Source organism: Mammaliicoccus sp. Q-M61 (assembly GCF_022386055.1).
Lineage (GTDB): Bacteria > Bacillota > Bacilli > Staphylococcales > Staphylococcaceae > Mammaliicoccus > Mammaliicoccus sciuri_A.
Map to the genome: position 1 here is coordinate 61,040 of NZ_JAJNJL010000002.1, position 18,757 is coordinate 79,796.

Genomic DNA, 18,757 nt, shown 5'->3' on the forward strand with positions numbered 1-18,757 from the left:
ATCAATTGTTTCAGTCGTCTTTTTTAATATCTAATTAAACCAGTCTAATATTCTTAGTTTAGTATTATTATTTTTTTCAGTTATTTCTGTTCTTCTTGGTATTTCAGTATAGTCTTCTTTTTCATCTACCCAAGTTGAAGGTAGTGGTAATGGTGCGTGTGATTGGTATTTTTGTAACCATGAATCTGGTAGTGAGCCTTCAGGTGTTTGTAGGTCATTTAGTGCAAACCATACATGTGACCACGCTCTAGGTACAACGCGCCATATATTATAGCCACCGCCACCAATCATAATGATTTTGCCATCACAATATTTGTCTGCTAAACCTTTAACGATATAAGGTATTTTATACAATGTATCAAGTGTGCAGCTCAAATGTGTGAGTGGATCTAAATAATGTATATCCACACCATTTACACTAAGTATGACATCTGGCTTATATGCTTTACAAACGGCTTCTACTGTATCTTTAAAGACGTCTATGTATGAATCGTCTTCTGTATAAGCATCTAATGGTACATTGACTGTGGTTCCAAATCCTTTACCATCACCGCGTTCTGTTAACGCACCAGTGCCTGGAAATAAGTATCGACCAGTTTCATGTATAGAATAGTTCATGACGTCTTCGTTTGTATAAAATGACCATTGTACACCATCGCCATGATGAGCGTCTGTATCAATATATAAGACGCGTTGATTATACTTTGATTGCATGTATTGAATGGCAACAGCGCTGTCATTATATATACAAAATCCGCTCGCTTTACCTTTAAAGCCGTGATGTAAGCCACCACCAAGATGGCATGCTCTTGTTGCTTTTCCAGACATAACAGCATCTACTGCACTTAAAGTTCCACCAACAACACGTGCACTATTTTCATGCATATTTACAAATTGTGGTGTGTCTTCAGAATTTAATCCGTATTTATCATATTCTTCTAATGGTAATTCACCATTGCCAGCTTTCTTTATTGCTTCTATATAATTTGGTTCATGTACGAGTTGAAGTTCTTCATCAGTCGCTACCCGAGGTGGAATAATATGCGCTTCGGTTAATACCCCTAAATCAAAGAGTAAATCAGTTGTTAATTTAAGTCTCATTTGATTGAAAGGGTGACTATCTGAAAAACGATATTTCAATAAATCTTCAGAATATACATATTTAACATTAGTCATTTTTTATACCAAACGGATAGATGACATGGTAATCTTGTTCTTCTAATAATTTGTATATTTTCTCTGGATTCATTGATTTCACTCGTAACATCAGGTATCTCTTATTAATATCTTGTTGATCTGCATAAGCTAGAACGTTTAAGATATCAATATTTTGTTCTTTAAATATTTTTGTAATATCATGAAGTGCGCCAACTTTATCATCAATATGTACTTCAATAATAGATCCAGGCATAGTCACACCTGTAAGTTCTAAAAATGTATTAAGCATATCTTTTTGGGTTACGATACCAATTACTTTATTATCTCGAATAACTGGAATTGAACCGATAGACATTTCATAAAAATCTAGTGCAATATCTTCTACAAAATCAAGTGGATGGCAACGTATCACATTACGTCTCATAATTTTTGAAACAGATAATGACAAACTTTTATTGGGCTCGTCATCAGATAATATACTAGGCAGTGCCATTTTTATATCTCTATCAGAAATAATACCGAGTAAATGATCTTCTTCATCAACAATCGGTAAATGTCTAATTTCTTTTTGTGTCATTAATACTAAAGCATCTTCAATAGATTTATCACTTTGTATTGTTGTACAAGGTGATGTCATAATTTTTTCAACTAACATAAATTTAACCCCCCTCTAAAAGAAAAATCGATTCATAAATCTGAGCTTATCAAATGCTTCCATTTGTTCTTGTTGAATATTTTGTCCAATTCTTGCCATTAGGCTATTTGCTGGATGACTAATAATTTCAGGATCATCTGTTGCAAACACTTCTAATCCACCTTCAGCCATCATTTTATGCATGATTTTTTGATATTGATAAACATCTAAACCACTGTTTTTTAAATCCCAATGCCAATAATATTCAGTTGTAATGACGATGAAATCTTCCATTTCTGGTGCTTTCATAGCAAGTTGAAGCATTTTTTTACCTAGACCATATTTACGATAATCTAAAGACAATTCAATAGCGCCTAATTCTAGAATATACGGTAAATTACCATCTGACCATCTCTCTAATGGGTCAGGGTATAAGTATGTTGTATAACCAATAATATGTTGATCAATACGTGCAATAATTATTCTTCCTTCTGGTAATTCAGCAATTTCAATGATCGCTTCAAATTGTTCTTTAGATACTCTAAAACTATTGAGTCCTTCATCAAAAGTCATGTTCCGTAATTCATCTGGATGAACAGGTCCTTCAACGATAATATCTGTGTCTTTATCATAGGGGACAGTTTCAGATATAAAAGTCTTCTTGAATTCCAATGTTGTACCTCCTTTCATTAAGTATGATATTCTATATTTGTAATATGTATTTTGAATAATCAAATTTTTTTGAAAAGTATCATCTATTTATATTATAATGTAAATAGGCTTTATTGAAAACGATTACATTCATAAAAGGGGAGATTTAAATGAAAGTCGAAGTATACGAAGCATTAAATGATTCTTATAACCTTGCTGATTATGATGAAACAGTAAAAAATCATAATTGGAAAGATATCGAAAAGAATTTCAGTTGGAGTGAAACTGGAAAAATAAATATGGCTTACGAATGTATAGATCGTCATGTAGATAATGGTAAAGGGGACAAAATTGCACTTCATTATAAAGATAGCAATAGACAAGATAGTTATACATTTAAAGAATTACAAATCGCGAGTAATAAAGCTGCAAATGTCTTGAAAAATGAAGCGAATGTACAAAAAGGTGATAGAGTATTTATATTTATGCCTAGAACACCTGAATTATATTTCTCTTTATTAGGTACTTTGAAGATTGGGGCTATCGTAGGTCCATTATTCGAAGCTTTTATGGAAAAAGCAGTTAAAGACAGATTAGAAAATAGTGAAGCTAAAGTTATCATTACGACGAACGATTTAGTTGGTAGAATTCCGAAAGATGAATTACCAAACCTTGAACATATTGTCGTTGTAGATGACGAAGTAAGTGATGAATACATTGATTTCAATCAATCATTTGAACAAGCAAGTGAAGAATTTGATATTGAATGGTTAGATCGAGAAGATGGATTGATCTTACATTATACATCAGGTTCTACAGGACAACCTAAAGGTGTATTACATGTTCAAGAGGCTATGATCGTACATTATATATCTGGTAAATATGTATTAGACTTTAAAGAAGATGACGTTTATTGGTGTACAGCTGACCCAGGTTGGGTAACTGGAACATCATATGGTATCTTTAGTCCATGGTTAAATGGTGTTACAAACTGTATCGTAGGTGGAAGATTCTCACCAGAAGGCTGGTATGACTTTATTCAAACATATGGCGTAACGATTTGGTATACAGCGCCAACTGCGTTACGTATGTTAATGGGTGCTGGCGATGATGTTGTTAGTAAATATGATCTTTCATCATTAAGACATATACTTTCAGTTGGTGAACCGTTAAACCCAGAAGTTATTAAATGGGCACATAACGTATTTAATCATAGAGTACATGATACTTGGTGGATGACTGAAACAGGTGGACATATGATTGTAAACTATCCTTCTATGGATATACGTGCTGGTTCAATGGGTAAACCTTTACCAGGTATTGAAGCAGCAATTGTAGATGATCAAGGTAATGAATTACCACCGAATAGAATGGGTAACTTAGCCCTTAAAAAAGGTTGGCCATCAATGATGAGAACAATTTGGAATAACCAACCTAAATATGATTCTTACTTTATCAATGATGAATGGTATGTTTCAGGAGATTCTGCATATAAAGATGAAGATGGTTATTACTGGTTCCAAGGTAGAGTTGATGATGTCATCATGACTGCTGGTGAACGTGTAGGTCCATTTGAAGTTGAATCTAAACTTGTTGAACATCCAGCTGTTGCTGAAGCGGGTGTTATCGGTAAACCTGATCCAGTAAGAGGTGAAATTATTAAAGCATTTATTGCTTTAAGAGATGGCTATGAAGAATCAGACGAACTTAAAGAAGAAATTAGAAAGTTTGTTAAAGAAGGATTAGCTGGACATGCAGCACCTCGTGAAATTGAATTTAAAGATAAATTACCGAAGACACGTTCAGGTAAAATTATGAGACGTGTACTTAAAGCTTGGGAATTAGATTTACCAGCAGGTGACTTATCTACGCTTGAAGATTAATTTAAATAAAGTTCACGTCATATAATTGGCGTGATCTTTTTTACGGGAAATTTGAATAAAAGTAGCTTACATATCGACTTTTATGAGTGAATTGTATATCCTAATAGTGTTAGGATATGTCATTTAATATTTAATTTGTAATATAAATTTAAGGAGTGAACGATGTTGAGTCATTTATCAGATTTAGAAATTGCAAAACAAAGTACTTTAAGACCAATTAGTGAAATAGCTGAGAAGGTGGGGATTTCTCATGAAGCTTTGGAACCTTATGGTCACTATAAAGGAAAAGTTGATATTACAAAGCTAAATGATCTAGAGGAAAAAGGTAAAGTTGTACTTGTAACAGCTTTAAGTCCAACGCCAGCTGGTGAAGGTAAATCAACGGTAACGGTTGGATTAGCAGATGCCTTTAATCAACTTAATCAAAATGTAATGGTCGCATTAAGAGAGCCTTCACTTGGTCCTGTATTTGGTATGAAAGGTGGCGCAACAGGTGGTGGTTATGCACAAGTTTTACCAATGGAAGAAATCAATTTACATTTTAATGGTGACTTACACGCGATAACGACTGCAAACAATGCGTTGTCAGCATTTATAGATAATCACATCTATCAAGGTAACGAACTTAATATTGATTCTAGACGCGTTGAATGGAAACGTGTACTTGATATGAATGATAGAGAGTTACGTCAAGTCGTAGTTGGTTTAGGTGGTCCAACAAGAGGTGTACCAAGAGAAGATGGTTTTGATATCACAGTTGCATCTGAAATAATGGCTATATTCTGTTTATCAAACGGCATTAAAGATTTAAAAGAAAATCTAGCTAACATTACAATTGGCTATAATGTGGATAAGCAACCCGTAACGGTTCGTGATTTAAAAGTAGAAGGTGCTTTAACGCTTATTTTAAAAGACGCGCTAAAACCTAACATTGTACAAACGATAGAAGGTACGCCTGCATTAGTACATGGTGGACCTTTTGCGAACATTGCGCATGGATGTAATTCAATTATTGCTACTAATACTGCTAGAAAGTTAGCGGATATCGTCGTAACAGAAAGTGGATTTGGTTCAGATTTAGGTGCAGAGAAGTTTTTAAATATCAAAACACGCAAAGCTGGATTTGATCCAAGTGCAGTTGTTATAGTCGCAACTATTCGTGCGTTAAAAATGCATGGTGGCGTAGCAAAAACTGATCTTAAAGAAGAAAATGTTCAAGCTGTTCAACAAGGTATCGTAAACCTAGAACGACATGTCAATAATATTAAACAGTTTGGCGTTGAGCCTGTTGTAGCAATTAATGCGTTTATTCACGATACAGATGATGAAGTACAAGTTGTCTTAGATTGGTGTAAAGAAAATAACGTAAAAGTAGCTTTAACAGAAGTTTGGGAAAAAGGCGGAAAAGGTGGCGTCGAACTTGCTAAAGAAGTATTAAAAGTATTAGAAACGCCACAATCATTTAAACATCTTTATGACTTGGATTTATCTATAGAAGAAAAAATAGAAACAATTGTTCAGAAAGTATATGGCGGTAGATCTGTTAAATTCAGTGATAAAGCCTTAAAACAATTGAAGACAATTAAAGAAAACGGTTGGGATAAATACCCAGTTTGTATGGCGAAAACACAATATTCATTTACAGATGATCCAAAAGAACTTGGTGCACCAGTAGACTTCGATATAACAATTAGAGAACTATCACCAAGAACTGGCGCAGGATTTATCGTAGCATTAACAGGGGACATCATGACAATGCCAGGTTTACCAAAGAAACCAGCAGCATTAAATATGGATGTTAACGAAGACGGTTCTGCAGTAGGATTATTCTAAATAGAATATAAGTCAACAAAAAATAACACCTCATTTTCACTGAAAATGAGGTGTTATTTATTTTGAACTAGAAAGTTTATCTAATTATTGCCACTTGGTGGTGCGGTGCTTGTACCACTGGATGGCTTGCTATTGCTGTTTGAATTACTATCTTTATTGCTGCTTGATTTATATGACCAAGCTTCTTTAGAATTTTTAGATACGCGTTCTTTTGGTTTAACTTTTGATGATGTGTTTGTATCAATTGCTTGTCCTAGTCGTTTTAATACATAGTCAGAATTAATATCTTTATTCGAAGTATCGACTTTATCAGATATTAATGTAGAAGATTTAGATTCACCACTGCTACAGCTTCCTGTAGAATTTGTGTATTGGCAAATTGTGTCTTCTTTAACTGTGCTAGGTCTAGAGAATTCACTATCGTATCCTAATTTTTCTCTATCTGTAGAAGATAATGCATTAACCATATCTCTCCACATAAATAATTGATAATGACTGTCTTCATCAAATGTTATTGGTTGGTCATAACCCATCCAAATACCTAGTGTAACTTTTGGTGTATAGCCTACAAACAAGCTATCTTTAGCATCTTGTGATGTACCTGTTTTACCAGCCCAGTTACCGTCAAATGAATTCTTAATTTGGTAACCTGAACCATCATCAAGAACACCTTCTAATATACTAGTTGTTAAATATGTTGTTGATTCACTAAAGATACGTTTAGGATCTTTTTTGTGTTGATAAATCACTTCACCATCTCGTGATTTAATAGATTCAATCATATAACTTTCATTATATTCACCTTTATTAGCTAAAGTACTGTAACCATTCACATCTTGTTCTAATGTGAAGTCTGCTGTACCGAGTGTTAAGGCTAAACCATCTTGGATATCTTTAGGTACGGTCATACCCATTTTATTTAAGTTTTCCCATGGTTTGTAGTCTTGAACATTACTATACAATCTTAATGTACTTAAGTTTAAAGAGTTTCTTAATGCATAATCTGCTGTTACTGGTCCAAATTCTCTTCTATCGTAGTTATCAGGTGAATAACCTTGGAAGTCGAATTTTTTATCCAGTAGGGCAGTGTTTGGTGTGATTAATCCATTTTCAAAGGCTGGTGCATATGTGAGTAATGGTTTCATTGTTGAACCTGGTGAACGTTTAGCACTTGTTGCATGATTGATTTGTGATTTTTCGTAATCTCTACCACCAACGAACGCTAAAATTTTACCAGATTGATTTTCTTTTAATAATGCACCGACTTCATGTTGAAACTCTTTGGAAGCTTTTTTACCTTCACTGTTTGTATAACTTGCTTCTCTATCCCAAGAGTAGCTACCAGAATTATCTTTAACTTCTTGAAGTTTATCGTACATATCTTTTTCAATCGTTGTATCTACACGGTAACCTTCAGTTCGCATAGCTTGATTAGCTTTTTCAGTATATTTCGTCATAAGAACTGGCGTTTGATCAAGTTCTTTCTTAGAAATATTATCTTCTTTAGCTAAATGATATTTAAGAATATCGACAGTACGTTTTTCAACTTCTTCAGTTAAGAATGGATATTTCTGATTAGGTTCTTCAACTTTATCAACAAATGATTTCTTGATGTCGAATTTTAATGCTTCATCGTATTCTTTTTTCGTAATTTTTTCTTCTTGATACATTCTTTTCAGAACATAGTGTTGACGATTGATGCCGTATTTCAAGGATTCATCATCTTTCAAATCACCATTCGGTAAGAAAGGTGTGTATGTGTAAGGATTCTGTGGTAATCCAGCAAGATACGCAGATTGTGCGATGTTTAAATTCTTAGCCGATTTACCAAATACACCTTGAGCAGCGGCTTCAATACCCGCTATATTAGAACCATTTGAATTTCTTCCGAATGAAACGACGTTTAAGTAACTATCAATAATTTCTTCTTTTGATAAGTTCTTTTCAACATTCATTGAAAGTAGCATTTCTTTAGCTTTACGTTCAAATGATGTTTCATTAGTTAAAAGTTGGTTCTTAACAAGTTGTTGCGTTAATGTACTCCCGCCAGAAGAATTAGCACTACCAAGTACTTCTTGTACTGATGCTCTTATAAAAGCTTTAGGTACAATACCATTATGGTTATAGAAGTCTTCATCTTCTGTTGATATAAGTGCATTTTTAACATTCTTACTTATGTCTTTCCCTTTAATAACATCCCTTTGGACATCACTTTTTAATCGACCAAGTGACTCTCCAGAACCAAAATAAACAGATGTGCTTTCTGTCATTGAATAAAGTTGTTGCTTCATTTCCTTTTTAGACATTACTTTTTCATCTTTGACAAGTCCTGCGAAGTATCCGCCGCCAATACCCAATCCTAAAGCTAATAATAAACAACTAATAAATACAATAATGAAAAATAAATTGCTTATTACATTGTATGTAGTATGGAATATGAGTTTTGGGGACCATTTTGTTTCTTTAAAAGTATCTTTATATTTCTTACTTGAACGATTAAATTGTTCTTTAAGTTTGTTTTTAGACTGATTTGAACTCAAATTTTTACCTCCAATCTAATCATCAATATTATAACATATATGTTTAGTGTTGACTTTTAAAAAAGTTAGCATTATACTTTGTAATTAATTGCATAAGGTAATGAACTAAAGGAGAAGTAGTGATTATTTTCTTTTTAAGAGAGTCAGTGGTGCTGCGAACTGATAAAGTGATAATGATGAATACACCTTTATAACAACAAGTTCAACGTTTTTAATGTACGTAACATTAAAGAGTGATGATGTATGAATTTACGTCATAAGTATGGTGGTACCGTGTATTCAAGCACCCTTACATTTTTTGTGAGGGTGCTTTTTTATATTCTATTTTAGAGGAGGAAAATATAATGACAAATGAACTTTTAGAAGATTTAAAATGGAGAGGTTTAATTTATCAACAAACTGATGAACAAGAAATTGAAGACTTATTAAATAGAGAGTCAGTTAAAATATATTGTGGTGCAGATCCTACAGCTGATAGTTTGCACATTGGACATTTATTACCATATTTAACATTACGTCGTTTCCAAAACCATGGACACACACCAATCGTCTTAGTCGGTGGTGGTACAGGTATGATTGGTGACCCATCAGGACGTTCAGAAGAAAGAAAATTACAAACTGATGAACAAGTTGAAGCTAATGTAAGAGGAATCATGAATCAAATGCATAAAATATTTGATTTTGAAGGTGAAGACTCAGCGATTCTTGTTAACAATAAAGATTGGTTAAAAGAAATAGACTTAATTTCATTCTTAAGAGATTACGCTAAACATGTGGGTGTAAACTACATGTTAGCGAAAGACTCTGTTAAGACGAGATTAGAAACAGGTATTTCTTACACTGAGTTTACGTACATGATCTTACAAGCCATTGATTTCGGATACTTAAACCGTAATTACGATTGTAAAATGCAAATCGGTGGTTCAGACCAATGGGGTAACATCACGACAGGATTAGATTTAATGAGAAGAATGTACGGTGACACTGAAGCTTACGGTTTCACAATTCCACTTGTTACAAAAGCAGATGGTAAAAAATTCGGTAAATCTGAATCAGGTACTGTATGGTTAGATAGAAGCAAAACATCAGCTTACGAGTTATACCAATTCTGGATTAACTCACAAGATGCCGATGTTGTAAAATACTTAAAATACTTTACTTTCCTTGATAGAGAAGAAATTGAAAGACTTGAAAAAACAGTTGAAGAAGCACCTCACTTAAGAGAAGCTCAAAAAGTATTAGCTGAAGAAATGGTTCGCTTTATACATGGTGAAGAAGCTGTAGAAGAAGCTAAAAGAATTACAGATGCACTATTTAAAGGCGATATTAAATCATTAACAAAATCTGAAATCGTAGAAGGTTTTAAAGACGTGCCAACAGCTGAAGTAAGTTCTGAAACTGTACAACTTGTTGACTTTATTATTGAAGCAGGTGTTTCTCCTTCAAAACGACAAGCACGTGAAGATATCACAAATGGTGCAATCTACTTAAACGGTGAACGTATTCAAGATGTTAACCACGAGATTTCAAGCGAAGATAAAATAGATGATGAATTTACAATTGTTAGAAGAGGTAAAAAGAAATACACAATGGTTAAATACGTTTAATATTTATGAGTTATAATGGCTGAGACAACGATGTTTGTCTCAGTCTTTTTTCGCATACATATGGTATTTATTGTATAATAAAGAAGACCATTTATTTATAAAAAGAAAGGGAGACATTTAATGAAAAAATATTTAGGACCAATTATTGTTGTTGTAGCAGTAATTGTTATTATTGGTTTATTTATGATCGGTCCATACAATAGATTAGTTGGACTTGAAGAAGAAGCGGATAAGTCATTATCTAATATTGATAATCAGCTTCAAAGACGTGTTGACTTAATTCCTAACTTAGTTGATACAGTTAAAGGTTACACGAAACATGAAGAAAAAGTATTTAAAGATGTATCAGATGCACGTAGTAAATTAGCAGGTGCGAATACGCCAGAAGAAAAAGCAGAAGCAAATGGAGAAGTTAATAGTGCGTTAAGTCGTTTACTTGCTATCAGTGAAAATTATCCAGATTTAAAAGCAGATAAGCAATTTACAGGATTAAGAGACGAATTAGCTGGTACTGAGAATAGAATTGCAGTAGCTAGAAAAGATTATAATGAATCTATTAATGAATATAATCAAGCTACTCGTAGATTCCCATCTAGTATCATAGCAGGATTGTTTAATTTTGATAAGAAAGAATATTTCCAAGCCAAAGGTGAAGCTAAAGATGCACCAAAAGTTGACTTTGGCGGAGACGAATCTTAATGAAATCAATGTTTAAACGATTTTGTGTCTTGCTTATTGTTAGCTTTTTTTCACTAAGTTATGTCGTACATGCAGCTGATGATAAATTTCCTAAGTTAGAACAGCCTGTATTTGTACAAGATCATGCTAAATTAATGACTGATCAAGATAAAGACAAAATTAATCAAAAAGGTCAAAAATTACAAGATGGAACAGATGCAGATATCTTGTTAATGACGATGAAATCAATAGGTCAAACACCTCGCCAAGATTATGCGTTAGAAGCGGGGAGACACTATAAAGTTGGTGACCAAAAGCATAATCGTGGGATTGTTATCCTATTAAATATGGATAACGGTAATGAGAACAATAATAGAGGTATTGATATAGCAGTTGGAGATGGACTTGAAGGTGTCCTCAATGACTCTAAAGTTGGGGAATTGATCGATTCTAAATTCATGCCTTACCAAAAGAAAGCTGCTCAAACTAAAGATACTAAAAAAGCAAACGCTTATTACAGTCAAGGTTTAACAAATTTATATGATGCAGTGTGGGATGAAGTAGCTAAAAGTTACGGATACGATGGTAAGAAGTTCACAGAAGACGAACCACAAAGTAGTGGGTTAGGAAAAATACCATTTATCATCTTTATCATATTTATTATTGTATTCTTCATTATTTACTTCAAAAATGGAGGCGGTAGACCTCCAAGAGGTGGAAATAGAAGAGGTACAAGACGCGGTATGACTGGTCCATTTATCTTTGGAGGCTCATCAGGTAGTTCTGGTGGCGGTTTCTCAGGTGGAGGCTTCTCCGGAGGTGGCTTCGGCGGAGGAGGCGGCTTCTCTGGCGGTGGCGCAGGTAGAGGATTCTAGTTTGAAATATGTATATAGAAAAAGCATGCAACTCGATATGAGTTGCATGCTTTTTTGAATTAGTTTTGTTCTTTCAATGTGATTTTTGTTGTATGTGTTTTGCCATCTCTAATGTATTTGATTGTGATTTTGTCACCTGGTTTTTTCTCATTGTAGATATAATTTTTAATATCAGAAACGTCTGATACATCTTTATCGTCTACTTTTGTGATGACATCATCTTTTTTAAGCCCGTTGTCTGCTTTTTTATCTACTTCAGAAATGTAAACACCTTTATCTGTAGTGAGATTTAATTCTTTCTTATATTGGTTTGGTATATCATCTATTGAAATCATGCTGATGCCGATATAAGGTCGTGTTACTTTACCGTCATCCATAATATCTTTAATGATATTATTTACTTCATTACTTGGTATTGCAAAGCCGATACCTTCTACATCTGATCTTGAAATTTTCATTGAGTTAATACCGATAAGGTTACCGTTTAAGTCGATTAATGCGCCACCTGAGTTACCTGGGTTTATGGCAGCATCTGTTTGAATAACTGTTGCTTCTGTAACACCTTGAGAAGTTTGTACATTCATCGTACGTTCTTCTGAAGAAATAATACCTTGAGTCACACTGTTTGCAAATTCTACACCTAATGGGTTACCTAAAGCAAATACTGTTTCACCAGCTTTAACTTTAGATGAATCTGCGAATTTAATTGGTTCTATATTATAATTGCCTTCTATTTTTAATACTGCTAAGTCTGTCATAACATCTGTACCAACAAGTTTGGCTTTCACTGATTTATCATTGTGAAGGCGAACTTCTATTTCATTTGCACCTTCTATAACATGGTTGTTCGTTACGATATAAGTACTATTACCATTAGATTGATAAATCACGCCTGTACCTGTTCCCGTTTCTTCTGAATCACCAGACCCGTCTGAATCCTCGGAGTTGTTACCACCGAAAAATGATTCTAGTCCGCTTGCTTTTTGTTTGTTTATAACACCTACAATTGAAGGTGAAACATCTTCAATCATTTTAGAAACGGATTTGTTACTTGATTTATTATCTTTAATATTGCCACCTTTTTCATTAGCTGGTGCTTTTGTAATATTTGCTTCATCATTATAATTGCTAAATACATCTACTATTTTAGTCCCGCCGATATATAATGCGAGTATTAATACCGCACCTAAAATACCAGAAATAAATGGGATAAGACAACTTTGATACCAAGGGATTTTATTTTTTTGTTTGTAATAGTAACCATTTGAAGTTGTCTTATTAATATTTTGTTGATCCTCATTTTGATTTTGATCCATTGTATTGCCTCCTTAAACACTGTCCATAAAATAATTATTATAGAAATTCTTTTAAAAAGCTAATGATATGGTCGTTTTAAATTGTTACAATATTTTGTATGAAAACTTGTTACGTAAGTACGACAATGATAGAATATGTATATCATTAAGAAGAGAGTGGTCATTAAATGTATAAATTTGCGAGTACTGTTTTACATACTATTTTTCAAAAATTCGGGAAACAAATTGTAGCAATCAACAAAGAAAAAGTTCCTGATGAACCTTATATCGTTACATGTACACATACAGGATATGTAGAAGTGATTATGTTAGCTTTAAGTTTATATCCTACAGAAATTAATTATATGGCTAAAAAGGAATTGTTTTCGAAAGACTGGTCAGATAAGTTCTTTCATTCATTGAATGCATTTCCAGTTGATAGAGAAAAACCAGGTCCAAGTACTTTAAAAATACCTGTTAAATTATTAAATGAAGGTAAAAGTGTTGGTATTTTCCCATCTGGTCATAGAGCAGAAACAGGAGAAGCACCTTTAAAAAGAGGGGCTGCAACAATTGCTGTATTAAGTAACAAACCAATTGTACCAGCTGCTTTTGAAGGACCTAAACAAGTTAAATCAATTTTTGGATTTAGACAAAAGTCGTTTATTAAATTTGGAGAGCCAATTGATCCAAACGTCTTTCCAAGTGATATGAAGAAAAGTGAAAAAATCGCTAAAATTATGACTTTATTAGAAGAAAGAACGAATACTTTACAAAAAGAAGTGACGTATATCGCTCAGAAATCTAGACAAAAATAACATTTAAAAATCTTACAAGCGACCATTTGCTTGTAAGATTTTTTTGTATTTTAAACTAAAACGTTTTCATTTATCTTATGTTGTAATACTACTGTATTCAGTAATAATCTATGCTAAAATTATAATCAGAATGTTCAAAAAATGGAGGCATAATATGAAACAAGTATTATTTGATGTAGACGGTGTTTTTTTAAGTGAAGAAAGATGTTTTGATGTTTCTGCTTTAACAGTTTATGAAATTTTACATAGTGAAGCTTTTTTAAACTTAAAAGGAACAGTAGACATAGAAACATTAGACGAACAAGATATTAAACAAATTAGAAAAGACATATTTATTGATGATCAAATTCTGAATCAACTTAAGTCTTTAGGTTTAAATTCTAACTGGGATATGCTTTTTATTGTGATTAGTACACATTTAATTGAATTGTTAAAGCAATCAAAAGCTACAAATCTTGACTTGAGTAACGTTAACTTTGACGACAATACTTTGAAAAATTATGCTCAACAAATAGTAGGTAAAGAGATAAATATAGAAACTCCTCGTCGATTTTTATCTAAAGCGACTTCCGGTAAAGAAAATATTTATCATGATCTTATCGCTTTTGCACAAGAAGAACTAAATGTAGAAGATGCTTCAATTTTTGAACTGAAAAGTAAGTTCTGGGATGTAGCACAAGAAGTATATCAAGAATGGTACTTAGGTACTGAGCTATATCAAGAAGTTGAACATAAGACACCTCGTACAACTTTTAAAAATGGTTATATAAAAGAAGAAGTAGTGTTAGCTGATGTGGATGAAGTGACACAATTGCTAGAAGATTTGAAAGAAGCAGGCTATCAAATTGGTATTGCTACAGGTAGACCAAGAACAGAAACAATCGTTCCATTTGAAACAATCGGTTGGTTAAAACAATTTGATGAATTCCATATTGGAACAGCATCAGAAGTGCTTAAAGCAGAAACCACATATCCAGAATTTAAACCACTCGGTAAACCAAATCCATTTAGCTATTTAATAGCGAATGGTGGAAATGACCCAGAGAACTATTTAACTTATATTAAAGAACAAGAACAAGTGTTTAGTGAGCTAGAGATATATATAGTAGGTGATTCATTAGCTGATTTATTGAGTGCACAAAAAACAGGTGCAACATTTATAGGCACACTCACTGGATTAAAAGGTCAGTCAGCAAGAGCAGAGTTAGAAGATTATGATGCTGATTTTATTGTAGATAACGTATTAGATATTAGAAACGTATTATTATAAATTGAAAATCTCACAAATCATCAAAGATTTGTGGGATTTTTTTATGAATAAAAATTCTATAAGATTTCATTACAATATTTACTTACAAATATTGTATAATAGAACTGTGGAAAAATTTTGAAAAAAAAATGGGGGTTGGAATTATGTATATTGATATTTTACTTAAAAATCATGATGCTGATAGAAACCACTTTATAAGGCAAACTGGGTTCTCTCATAAGAAAATTTCTAAACTCAATAAGCAAGATCCTAATTCGTATAGTGATGATTTAATAAAAGAGATTGCTCAATTTCTTAATTTAAGCTATGACAGTACTAGAAATGAATTACGGCAAATTAAAGAAAAGGGGACACTTTATAAAGCGCAAACTGTCGAAGAACTAAAGATTGTGATTGATACGAGTCCTAAAGAATTTTTAGTGAGTAAAGAGGTTTATAGTCTGATTAATGATATTAAGCAATCTGATATATCTCATGATCAACAATATATGAAAGACGTTTCTCAAACTGTTTTAACGTCATTTATTTTATGGATTGTTGGTAAAGTGAAAAGTATTTGTAAATCATCTGAAGAAAAATTGATCAATGATTTAAGGTTACATATCTTAACGTACTATGATATTCATGAAATGAACAACAATCGAGCAAGACTCGTACTGAAAGCATTTGTTAGTTAAATATGCATAATAAAAACCACGTGCTAGCTGAATGCTAAAACGTGGTTTATTGTTTATAGTTGTTTATTTAGTTCGACTTTTTTAATGCTTTGGAAGCCATCAATAGCAAATAAGTCATCTATTGTTTCATCTGAAGCTTCTTCATCTATTGATAATATCATTAATGCTTCTCCACCGATAGAATGTCTACCTAAATGCATTGAAGCAATATTAATGCCATGTTCTCCTAAGATTTGGCCCATTTTACCTACGATACCTGGTCTATCATTATGATGGATAAGTAACATATGTTTTTCAGGTTTGAAATCTACTGGATAGTCATTGATTCTTACGATACGAGGTCCATAACCATTTAATACAGTTGAACCGATTTTAATAGAATGATCTTTGTTCACTAATTCCAATTCAATATAGTTGCTGAAACCATATTTTTTACTATTTTTTTCGATTTGATACGTTACACCTTGTTCATTTAACAATACGAGTGCATTGATTAAATTAACATGATCACCTAAGTCTTGTTGTAAGACACCCATAACAAGTTGTCTTGTAATTAAACTTGTATCATCTAATGCAATTTCACCATGATATTTAATTTTTAATTCTCTTGGACCTTTTTCAAATAGTTGGATACCAACTTCACCAGTTGTTCTACTTAATTCAACAAAAGGTCTAAGTTCTGCTTCAACTTCACCAGACATTTGTGGTGCGTTTACAGCATGTAAGACGTTATTATTTTCAAAGATATCAATGATTTCATTTGCAACAGATACTGCAACTTTTTCTTGAGCTTCAATAGTTGAAGCACCAAGATGTGGTGTTACGATGATTTTTTCATGTTGCGTAAGTGGTGTGTTATTTGCTGGTTCTTCAGTAAATACGTCTAGAGCGGCTTTTTCGATTTTACCTTCATCAAGTGCTTTAATTAAGGCATCTTCATCGATAATACCACCTCTAGCAACGTTGATGATTTGTAAGTTAGGTTTCGCTTTATTGAAGAAGTCTTCATTTACAAGTCCTTTAGTCTTTGGTGTAAGAGGGGTATGCACTGTAATGAAGTCTGCTTGTTCAGCAATTTCGTCTACAGTTGCTCTCGTAATTTCTAAACGTTTCGCATCATCGCTAGATAAATAAGGGTCAAATGCAAGAATATTCATGCCGAAACTTTGAGCACGTTTGGCAACACCTAAACCGATTCTACCTGCACCAATTACGCCAAGTGTCTTCTTGTATAATTCAGTCCCACGATATTTTTTTCTATCCCAATTACCCTCTTGTAAAGAGCGATGTGCTTCTGGAATATTTCGAGCCATAGAAAGAATCATTGCCATAGAATGTTCAGTTGCAGAAATAGTGTTACCATCAGGCGCATTAATAACAAGAATACCTTGTTTGGTTGCGTGATCGATATCAATATTATCAACACCAACACCAGCTCTAGCTACAACGCGAAGATTTTTTGCTGCATCTAGAATAGGGGGTGTGATTTGAGTTTGGCTTCTTACGATTAAAGCATCATAGTCACCGATAATGTTAACGATTTCTGATTCACTCAAGCCAGTTTTGATGTCTATTTCGAATTTTTCATGATCTGTTAAACTTTTTAAACCTTCTTCTGATATTGGATCGACTACAATTACTTTAAACATATTGATTAACTACCTCCTGGAATTTTGAAACACCTTTACCAAGTACTGATTGTTCTCGTATTTCTGAAAGTATAATTTCTAATGCGCTAATAAATTGCAACATGTCATTCGGAGAGACTTTACCCATATGACCAACTCTTAATATTGTTCCTTTAAGATGCTGTTGACCACCTGCAATTGTAATGTTGAATCTATTAAGTAATTCATCTTTAATCGTCTTAACTTCATCTTTATTTGGCACAAAAGCTGTTACAGTAGGTGAAGCAAATTCATCTTCAACTAATAGTTCCATATCTAAAGCTTTTAAACTTTCTCGAACGGCTGTTTTACATACTTCGTGTCTTTTGATTGTATTTTCAAATTTTTCTTCTTGAATTAAATCACAATAAGTTTGTACACCTCTAATAAGTGATACAGCTGGTGTGAAAGGTGTTGAATCATCCTTTAAAGAAGTTATGTATTTATTTAAATCTAAATAAAATCTTGAAGTTGTCACTTCTTTAAACCTTTCGATAGCTCTATCATTATATGCTACAAAAGCTGCTCCAGGTGGTAACATGATTGCTTTTTGACTACCTGAAACGAGCACATCGATGTTGTCTTGTTCCATATCTACTTCAACTGCCCCAATAATACTAACGCCATCCACTACAAAATAGATGTCAGGATTAAATTGTTTAACTAACTTACCTAAAGCATTAATAGGGTGTTTTACAGAAGTAGATGTTTCACAAAATTGTGTGAATACGGCTTTAACATCAACATTAAGTGAGTTTAAATATGTTTCAAATTCTTTTAAATCGACACCTTTTCCCCATTCAACTTCAAAAATATGTGCCTTAAATGGATATGAGGATGCGATTTTTCTAAACCTATCCCCAAAAGCGCCTGAAACAATAATGACAATATCATCTTCAGGATTCGCTACATTAACCATAGCTGCTTCAAGAGCACTTGTTCCTGATGAAGTTAGAATAGCAACAGGGTGTTTAGCCCCAAAAATTGTTTGTAAATCTCTCGATGCTTGATGGATAATTTGACTAAATTCCTTTGTTCTATGTCCTGTCATAGGTTGATTCATACTTTCTAAAATCTCCCTAGGAACAGTTGTAGGACCTGGTGCGAGTAATAAAGAATCATGCTGATACATATATATACACTCCTTACTGAATTTATGTTCTATATTGTA

Annotated in this window: 15 protein-coding genes and 1 other annotated feature; of the genes, 8 read left to right on the plus strand and 7 right to left on the minus strand. The window is 33.1% G+C overall.

The features are described 5' to 3' along the window. Nucleotides 1-30 precede the first annotated feature (30 nt). From LQ677_RS03740 to LQ677_RS03750, 3 genes are read right to left on the minus strand one after another with little or no spacing between them, the layout of a single operon-like run. Entirely contained in the window at nucleotides 31-1,176 is a 1,146-nt protein-coding gene (locus LQ677_RS03740; RefSeq protein ID WP_191835685.1) for an acetoin utilization protein AcuC, read from the minus strand. After that, nucleotides 1,169-1,813, minus strand: a complete 645-nt coding sequence (locus LQ677_RS03745; RefSeq protein ID WP_037588560.1) for a CBS and ACT domain-containing protein — start codon at nucleotides 1,811-1,813, stop codon at nucleotides 1,169-1,171. The genes LQ677_RS03740 and LQ677_RS03745 overlap by 8 nt, the downstream gene beginning before the upstream one ends. 15 nt (nucleotides 1,814-1,828) lie before the next feature. Then, nucleotides 1,829-2,464, minus strand: coding sequence for a GNAT family N-acetyltransferase (locus LQ677_RS03750; RefSeq protein WP_037588559.1), 636 nt, complete (start codon nucleotides 2,462-2,464; stop codon nucleotides 1,829-1,831). Between the two features lie 149 nt (nucleotides 2,465-2,613). Between LQ677_RS03750 and acsA the strand changes: the two genes are divergently transcribed. Next, the gene (acsA, locus tag LQ677_RS03755; RefSeq protein ID WP_126477587.1) at nucleotides 2,614-4,326 is read left to right on the plus strand and encodes an acetate--CoA ligase; all 1,713 of its coding nucleotides are present in this window, start codon (nucleotides 2,614-2,616) and stop codon (nucleotides 4,324-4,326) included. Between the two features lie 165 nt (nucleotides 4,327-4,491). Continuing rightward, complete coding sequence (locus LQ677_RS03760; RefSeq protein ID WP_126477622.1) at nucleotides 4,492-6,159, plus strand: formate--tetrahydrofolate ligase; 1,668 nt, start codon at nucleotides 4,492-4,494, stop codon at nucleotides 6,157-6,159. An 80-nt stretch (nucleotides 6,160-6,239) separates the two neighbouring features. Here the strand turns inward: LQ677_RS03760 and LQ677_RS03765 are convergent, their stop codons facing one another. Further along, nucleotides 6,240-8,699: a transglycosylase domain-containing protein gene (locus LQ677_RS03765; protein ID WP_037588556.1), complete on the minus strand. Its 2,460-nt coding sequence runs from the start codon at nucleotides 8,697-8,699 to the stop codon at nucleotides 6,240-6,242. A 100-nt stretch (nucleotides 8,700-8,799) separates the two neighbouring features. Further along, nucleotides 8,800-8,993, plus strand: a binding site (T-box leader). Between the two features lie 50 nt (nucleotides 8,994-9,043). Here LQ677_RS03765 and tyrS point away from each other — a divergent pair. From tyrS to LQ677_RS03780, 3 genes are all read left to right on the plus strand, one after another. After that, nucleotides 9,044-10,306 (plus strand): tyrosine--tRNA ligase, encoded by a 1,263-nt coding sequence (gene tyrS, locus LQ677_RS03770; RefSeq protein ID WP_103361687.1) that lies wholly within the window; start codon nucleotides 9,044-9,046, stop codon nucleotides 10,304-10,306. Nucleotides 10,307-10,426: 120 nt separating this feature from the next. Further along, the gene (locus tag LQ677_RS03775; protein WP_037588552.1) at nucleotides 10,427-11,005 is read left to right on the plus strand and encodes a LemA family protein; all 579 of its coding nucleotides are present in this window, start codon (nucleotides 10,427-10,429) and stop codon (nucleotides 11,003-11,005) included. After that, on the plus strand, nucleotides 11,005-11,859 hold the full coding sequence (locus tag LQ677_RS03780; protein ID WP_037588550.1) for a TPM domain-containing protein: 855 nt from the start codon (nucleotides 11,005-11,007) through the stop codon (nucleotides 11,857-11,859). Before LQ677_RS03775 ends, LQ677_RS03780 begins: the two co-directional genes overlap by 1 nt. 59 nt (nucleotides 11,860-11,918) lie before the next feature. On the opposite strand, the gene LQ677_RS03785 is transcribed toward LQ677_RS03780, so the two are convergent. Continuing rightward, nucleotides 11,919-13,175: a S1C family serine protease gene (locus LQ677_RS03785; protein ID WP_078099924.1), complete on the minus strand. Its 1,257-nt coding sequence runs from the start codon at nucleotides 13,173-13,175 to the stop codon at nucleotides 11,919-11,921. Between the two features lie 167 nt (nucleotides 13,176-13,342). On the opposite strand from LQ677_RS03785, the gene LQ677_RS03790 reads away from it, so the two are divergent. The 3 genes from LQ677_RS03790 to LQ677_RS03800 all read left to right on the plus strand — a co-directional run bounded on the left by LQ677_RS03790 (nucleotide 13,343) and on the right by LQ677_RS03800 (nucleotide 15,919). Next, nucleotides 13,343-13,972 carry a lysophospholipid acyltransferase family protein gene (locus tag LQ677_RS03790; protein WP_037588548.1) on the plus strand — a complete coding sequence of 210 codons (630 nt, stop codon included), beginning with the start codon at nucleotides 13,343-13,345 and terminating at the stop codon, nucleotides 13,970-13,972. A gap of 154 nt (nucleotides 13,973-14,126) precedes the next feature. Beyond that, nucleotides 14,127-15,242 carry an HAD family hydrolase gene (locus LQ677_RS03795; RefSeq protein WP_239748114.1) on the plus strand — a complete coding sequence of 372 codons (1,116 nt, stop codon included), beginning with the start codon at nucleotides 14,127-14,129 and terminating at the stop codon, nucleotides 15,240-15,242. Between the two features lie 143 nt (nucleotides 15,243-15,385). Then, nucleotides 15,386-15,919, plus strand: a complete 534-nt coding sequence (locus LQ677_RS03800) for a hypothetical protein (protein ID WP_239748115.1) — start codon at nucleotides 15,386-15,388, stop codon at nucleotides 15,917-15,919. A gap of 53 nt (nucleotides 15,920-15,972) precedes the next feature. Here LQ677_RS03800 and serA read toward each other — a convergent pair whose 3' ends face one another. Next, the gene (serA, locus tag LQ677_RS03805; protein ID WP_037588542.1) at nucleotides 15,973-17,568 is read right to left on the minus strand and encodes a phosphoglycerate dehydrogenase; all 1,596 of its coding nucleotides are present in this window, start codon (nucleotides 17,566-17,568) and stop codon (nucleotides 15,973-15,975) included. Beyond that, entirely contained in the window at nucleotides 17,561-18,718 is a 1,158-nt protein-coding gene (locus tag LQ677_RS03810) for a pyridoxal-phosphate-dependent aminotransferase family protein (RefSeq protein WP_239748116.1), read from the minus strand. Before LQ677_RS03810 ends, serA begins: the two co-directional genes overlap by 8 nt. Between the last annotated feature and the right edge of the window lie 39 nt (nucleotides 18,719-18,757).

Excerpts from the sequence above, each read along its gene's own strand:
- tyrS (WP_103361687.1), top strand. The coding sequence starts at position 9,044 with ATGACAAATGAACTTTTAGAAGATTTAAAATGGAGAGGTTTAATTTAT.
- LQ677_RS03800 (WP_239748115.1), top strand. The coding sequence starts at position 15,386 with ATGTATATTGATATTTTACTTAAAAATCATGATGCTGATAGAAACCAC.
- LQ677_RS03780 (WP_037588550.1), top strand. The coding sequence starts at position 11,005 with ATGAAATCAATGTTTAAACGATTTTGTGTCTTGCTTATTGTTAGCTTT.
- LQ677_RS03775 (WP_037588552.1), top strand. The coding sequence starts at position 10,427 with ATGAAAAAATATTTAGGACCAATTATTGTTGTTGTAGCAGTAATTGTT.
- LQ677_RS03790 (WP_037588548.1), top strand. The coding sequence starts at position 13,343 with ATGTATAAATTTGCGAGTACTGTTTTACATACTATTTTTCAAAAATTC.
- acsA (WP_126477587.1), top strand. The coding sequence starts at position 2,614 with ATGAAAGTCGAAGTATACGAAGCATTAAATGATTCTTATAACCTTGCT.
- LQ677_RS03785 (WP_078099924.1), bottom strand. The coding sequence starts at position 13,175 with ATGGATCAAAATCAAAATGAGGATCAACAAAATATTAATAAGACAACT.
- LQ677_RS03810 (WP_239748116.1), bottom strand. The coding sequence starts at position 18,718 with ATGTATCAGCATGATTCTTTATTACTCGCACCAGGTCCTACAACTGTT.
- LQ677_RS03795 (WP_239748114.1), top strand. The coding sequence starts at position 14,127 with ATGAAACAAGTATTATTTGATGTAGACGGTGTTTTTTTAAGTGAAGAA.
- serA (WP_037588542.1), bottom strand. The coding sequence starts at position 17,568 with ATGTTTAAAGTAATTGTAGTCGATCCAATATCAGAAGAAGGTTTAAAA.
- LQ677_RS03745 (WP_037588560.1), bottom strand. The coding sequence starts at position 1,813 with ATGTTAGTTGAAAAAATTATGACATCACCTTGTACAACAATACAAAGT.
- LQ677_RS03740 (WP_191835685.1), bottom strand. The coding sequence starts at position 1,176 with ATGACTAATGTTAAATATGTATATTCTGAAGATTTATTGAAATATCGT.